This window comes from Cronobacter sp. HA18003 (genome assembly GCF_011605905.1).
GTDB lineage: Bacteria > Pseudomonadota > Gammaproteobacteria > Enterobacterales > Enterobacteriaceae > Cronobacter > Cronobacter sakazakii.
In genome coordinates, this window is record NZ_JAANQO010000008.1 from 1 (window position 1) to 4,547 (window position 4,547).

Sequence of the window (4,547 nt, forward strand, 5' to 3'; positions counted from 1 at the left end):
CCATGCCGAACTCAGAAGTGAAACGCCGTAGCGCCGATGGTAGTGTGGGGCCTCCCCATGCGAGAGTAGGGAACTGCCAGGCATCAAATAAAGAACCCCTCAGCACCGCTGAGGGGTTTTTGCTTTTTGAGTTTTATAAGCCTTCCCTTGTATATCAAAAAATAAGCCTCGTTCTCCTCCCCTTTTGTGTGCTCATCCTTTCGCAGAGAAGCTATAAACCTGCTAATCGGTTAAACTGTCCGGGTTTTGACATCAGGACTAATGGCATGAATAACTCCCTAAAACCTTACAATACATTTGGTATTGAAAAACGCGCGCAGCAGATCGTGACGGCGAATACTGCCGGGGCGCTGGCTGATGCATGGCAGCAGGCGCAAGCAGTTTCCCGGCCGGTTTTAATTCTGGGCGAGGGGAGCAACGTGCTGTTTCTTGATGATTTCAACGGCACGGTCATTCTTAACCGTATTATGGGTATCCAGATTGAAGAACATAATGATGCCTGGCTAATACATGCTGGCGCGGGTGAAAACTGGCATCGTCTCGTAAAATTCACGCTGGATCATAATATGGCCGGCCTTGAAAATTTGGCGCTTATTCCAGGATGCGCGGGTTCGTCACCGATTCAAAACATTGGCGCTTATGGCGTAGAGTTCAAACAATTATGTCTGTATGTGGACTGCATTGATTTGGCATCGGGTGAGTCGGTTCGTCTGGGTAACAGTGACTGCCGCTTCGGTTATCGCGATAGCATCTTTAAGCATGATTACCAGAATCGATACGCTATTACAGGTATAGGGCTTCGTCTTCCTAAAGTATGGTCACCGGTACTGACTTATGGCGATTTGACGCGCTTGTCCGCTGATACCGTCACGCCCCGGCAGGTCTTTGATGCGGTATGCCATATGCGTCAAACAAAGCTTCCCGATCCGAAGGAATATGGTAACGCAGGCAGCTTCTTCAAAAACCCGGTTATTACTGCTGAAGAGGCCAGTGCGCTGTTTATACATTATCCAGATGCGCCACGTTACCCACAAAATGATGGAAAGGTAAAACTGGCTGCAGGCTGGCTTATCGATCGCTGTGAAATGAAAGGTCATCGCGTCGGTGGCGCGGCGGTGCATCGTCAGCAGGCACTAGTGCTAATCAATGAGCATAATGCGACCAGTGAGGATGTCGTAAAACTCGCGCATGAAGTCCGTCAGCGCGTCGGCGAAAAATTCAATATCTGGCTGGAGCCTGAAGTCCGTTTTATTGGTGCGGTGGGTGAGGTAAACGCTGTGGAGACGATTTCTTGAAAGATAATACTATTCCGTTAACACTGGTTTCGCTTCTTGCTGACGGCGAATTTCACTCTGGTGAGCAGCTTGGCGAAAAGCTGGGGATGAGCCGTGCTGCTATCAATAAGCATATCCAGACGCTGCGTGACTGGGGCATTGATGTCTTTACGGTGCCGGGTAAAGGGTACAGCCTGCCGGGCCCGATTCAGTTGCTTAACGAATCTTTTATTCATTCCCATATTAAATCGGGATCGGTGACGGTGCTGCCGGTTATCGACTCCACAAACCAGTATTTACTGGACAGGCTTTCTGAGCTTGAATCAGGCGATGCCTGTATCGCGGAGTATCAGCAGGCAGGTCGCGGACGTCGTGGCCGCAAATGGTTCTCGCCGTTTGGAGCAAATCTTTATCTTTCCATGTATTGGCGCCTTGAACAGGGACCAGCTGCCGCCATTGGTTTAAGCCTGGTTATCGGCATTGTTATGGCTGAAGTGCTTCATGAGCTTGGTGCCGCGCAGGTGCGGGTAAAATGGCCAAACGATCTCTATTTACATGACAGAAAACTGGCGGGTATTCTCGTCGAGCTTACGGGTAAAACCGGAGATGCGGCACAGATTGTTATTGGCGCGGGTATCAACCTCGCGATGCGTCAGGTCGAAAGCGATATCGTGAATCAGGGCTGGATAAACCTTCAGGAAGCGGGAATTAAAGTCGACAGAAATGAGCTGGCCGTCAGGTTGATAGAAAAACTACGCGCGTCGCTGCGGGAGTTTGAACAGGAAGGGTTAGCTCCCTTTTTATCGCGTTGGGAAAAACTGGACAATTTTATTCATCGTCAGGTCAAACTCATTATCGGCGATCGCGAAATATACGGTATCTCTCGTGGTATAGATAATCAGGGTGCGTTACTGCTGGAACAAAACGGCGTGATAAAGCCCTGGATGGGCGGCGAGATTTCATTACGCAGCGCAGAATGAAAAAAGGGAGCCAGGCTCCCTTTTTTCATTCCTGCCTTATTTCCTTAAGCGGACACAGTCGACGGCATGGTTCGCGCTCTTGGTCATGATGAGGCTGGCCCTTTCACGTGTCGGAAGGATATTCTCTTTTAGGTTCAACCAGTTAATCTCTTTCCATAACTGCGTTGCGATATTAACCGCTTCATCTTCTGACAGTTTGGCGTAGTGATGGAAATAAGAGTCAGGATCGGTAAACGCGCCCTCACGGAATTTCAGAAAACGGTTGATATACCAGCGTTGCAGTAAATCTTCTGGCGCATCAACATAAATAGAGAAATCGACGAAGTCTGAAACAAAAACATGATGCGGATCGTGAGGATAATCCATACCGCTTTGCAGCACGTTCAAACCTTCAAGAATAAGAATATCCGGTTGATTAACGACCTTATCCCCATCAGGAATGACATCATAAATGAGGTGTGAATAAACCGGCGCGGTGACATTCGGCACGCCTGACTTGATATCAGAAACGAACTTAACCAGGCGGTGCATATCGTATGACTGAGGGAAGCCTTTCTTCTTCATCAGATTGCGTTCTTTTAAAACCGCGTTCGGATGTAGAAAGCCGTCGGTGGTAATCAGCTCAACGCGACGATGCTCAGGCCAGCGGCTTAACAGCGCCTGCAATACGCGGGCAGTCGTACTTTTACCTACCGCAACGCTACCTGCAATGCTGATAATATAAGGAATACGCTGGCCATTAGTGCCAAGAAATTGTTCGAGTACAGCCTGCCGGCGTAAGTTAGAGCTAATATAAAAATTAAGCAAACGCGATAGCGGCAGATAAATTTCCGCGACTTCTTCAAGAGAAAGGTCTTCGTTAATACCCTTCAGGCGCGCGATTTCGCCTTCAGTAAGCGTCATCGGTACGGAGTCGCGCAAGGCAGCCCACTGGCTCCGGTTAAACTGGAGATAGGGGGACGTTAAGATTTGATCTTTATTACTCATAAGCATGCTTCTGCCTGTCATTCAGGACAAAATGAAAACCCTTTGCTCAGCGCTGTGATGCTTTCATCGTAGACCGCTTAATGGCACGCCGGGTAAGCGAGAATTTCACAATGGGCAGGAGGGTAACACCAGATCAAAAGGAATAATAAGAAAAAATCTTCCTCACTTTCCTTTCTCCGAAAAGCATCACGCTTCTTAACCTTAATTGTATAAAGCTTGTCCGCCTGTGTGGGGTTATCTTTCTACTGAGATAACACTCAACGGCGAACGAGACGATTAAAGCAGTAATTGTAATGCTTAAATCAGCAGCACTTTTGACGCAAAAGAGAGAGCAATACGTCGCCTTTACCCATTAAAGAACGAGCTGGCGTTTTGTTTCTTAGCCTGACCACCCACCAAATGCTGCCGCCAGGTGTGGATTATTTCACCATGAGTGGCTGAAAAGGCATCAGAAATGCGCGTTGATGCGCAAAATGTGAGCAAGAGAGCGGATTAAGCAATTTTTTTGTTGCATGCGCGCGCCGCTATTCCTAGAATGCGCGCTACTTGATGCCGGCTTAGCTCAGTAGGTAGAGCAACTGACTTGTAATCAGTAGGTCACCAGTTCGATTCCGGTAGCCGGCACCATCAAGTTCAGGTGGGGTTCCCGAGCGGCCAAAGGGAGCAGACTGTAAATCTGCCGTCACAGACTTCGAAGGTTCGAATCCTTCCCCCACCACCATTTTCGGCTTCGCGCTGCGATGCCAGAGTTGGTCGGTAAGCCTGCCAGCTCAAGCAAAAAAGAATTTCTTTTTTGTACAGAAAGAACTGGGTAGCCGAGTTTCAGGATGCGGGCATCGTATAATGGCTATTACCTCAGCCTTCCAAGCTGATGATGCGGGTTCGATTCCCGCTGCCCGCTCCAGGATGTGCTGATATAGCTCAGTTGGTAGAGCGCACCCTTGGTAAGGGTGAGGTCGGCAGTTCGAATCTGCCTATCAGCACCACTTCTCAATCTCCTCCCTGTTTCTCTTCTGTAGATGTATTCAACAAATTCAGGCAAACGCCTGGTTGATGTGGTGATACCACCGATTTATCCGTGTCTTAGAGGGACAATCGATGTCTAAAGAAAAGTTTGAACGTACAAAACCGCACGTTAACGTCGGTACTATCGGCCACGTTGACCATGGTAAAACAACGCTGACCGCTGCCATCACTACCGTTCTGGCGAAAACCTACGGTGGTTCTGCTCGTGCATTCGACCAGATCGATAACGCGCCGGAAGAAAAAGCTCGTGGTATCACCATCAACACCTCTCACGTTGAAT

General features: G+C 48.8%; 4 protein-coding genes, 4 tRNA genes and 1 rRNA gene. 8 read left to right on the plus strand and 1 reads right to left on the minus strand.

The genetic code is table 11. The features are described from left to right. The 3 genes from rrf to birA all read left to right on the plus strand — a co-directional run. Positions 1-82 (plus strand): 5S ribosomal RNA (gene rrf, locus G6041_RS21635); the annotation flags it as partial. Between the two features lie 184 nt (positions 83-266). Next, the gene (murB, locus tag G6041_RS00950; protein ID WP_041460623.1) at positions 267-1,295 is read left to right on the plus strand and encodes a UDP-N-acetylmuramate dehydrogenase; all 1,029 of its coding nucleotides are present in this window, start codon (positions 267-269) and stop codon (positions 1,293-1,295) included. Next, positions 1,292-2,254 (plus strand): bifunctional biotin--[acetyl-CoA-carboxylase] ligase/biotin operon repressor BirA, encoded by a 963-nt coding sequence (birA, locus tag G6041_RS00955; protein ID WP_007872665.1) that lies wholly within the window; start codon positions 1,292-1,294, stop codon positions 2,252-2,254. Before murB ends, birA begins: the two co-directional genes overlap by 4 nt. A gap of 36 nt (positions 2,255-2,290) precedes the next feature. On the opposite strand, the gene coaA is transcribed toward birA, so the two are convergent. Further along, positions 2,291-3,241, minus strand: coding sequence for a type I pantothenate kinase (coaA, locus tag G6041_RS00960; RefSeq protein ID WP_004386160.1), 951 nt, complete (start codon positions 3,239-3,241; stop codon positions 2,291-2,293). A 551-nt stretch (positions 3,242-3,792) separates the two neighbouring features. Here coaA and G6041_RS00965 point away from each other — a divergent pair. The 5 genes from G6041_RS00965 to G6041_RS00985 form a co-directional block, all read left to right on the plus strand. Continuing rightward, positions 3,793-3,868 (plus strand) — tRNA-Thr (locus G6041_RS00965). 9 nt (positions 3,869-3,877) lie between these two features. Beyond that, positions 3,878-3,962 (plus strand) — tRNA-Tyr (locus G6041_RS00970). 108 nt (positions 3,963-4,070) lie between these two features. Beyond that, positions 4,071-4,145 (plus strand) — tRNA-Gly (locus tag G6041_RS00975). Positions 4,146-4,151: 6 nt separating this feature from the next. Next, positions 4,152-4,227: transfer RNA gene (locus G6041_RS00980), tRNA-Thr, on the plus strand. 112 nt (positions 4,228-4,339) lie between these two features. After that, positions 4,340-4,547 (plus strand): GTP-binding protein (locus tag G6041_RS00985; RefSeq protein ID WP_021242225.1); only part of this gene is annotated, 208 nt, incomplete at its 3' end.

Excerpts from the sequence above, each read along its gene's own strand:
- coaA (WP_004386160.1), bottom strand. The coding sequence starts at position 3,241 with ATGAGTAATAAAGATCAAATCTTAACGTCCCCCTATCTCCAGTTTAAC.
- murB (WP_041460623.1), top strand. The coding sequence starts at position 267 with ATGAATAACTCCCTAAAACCTTACAATACATTTGGTATTGAAAAACGC.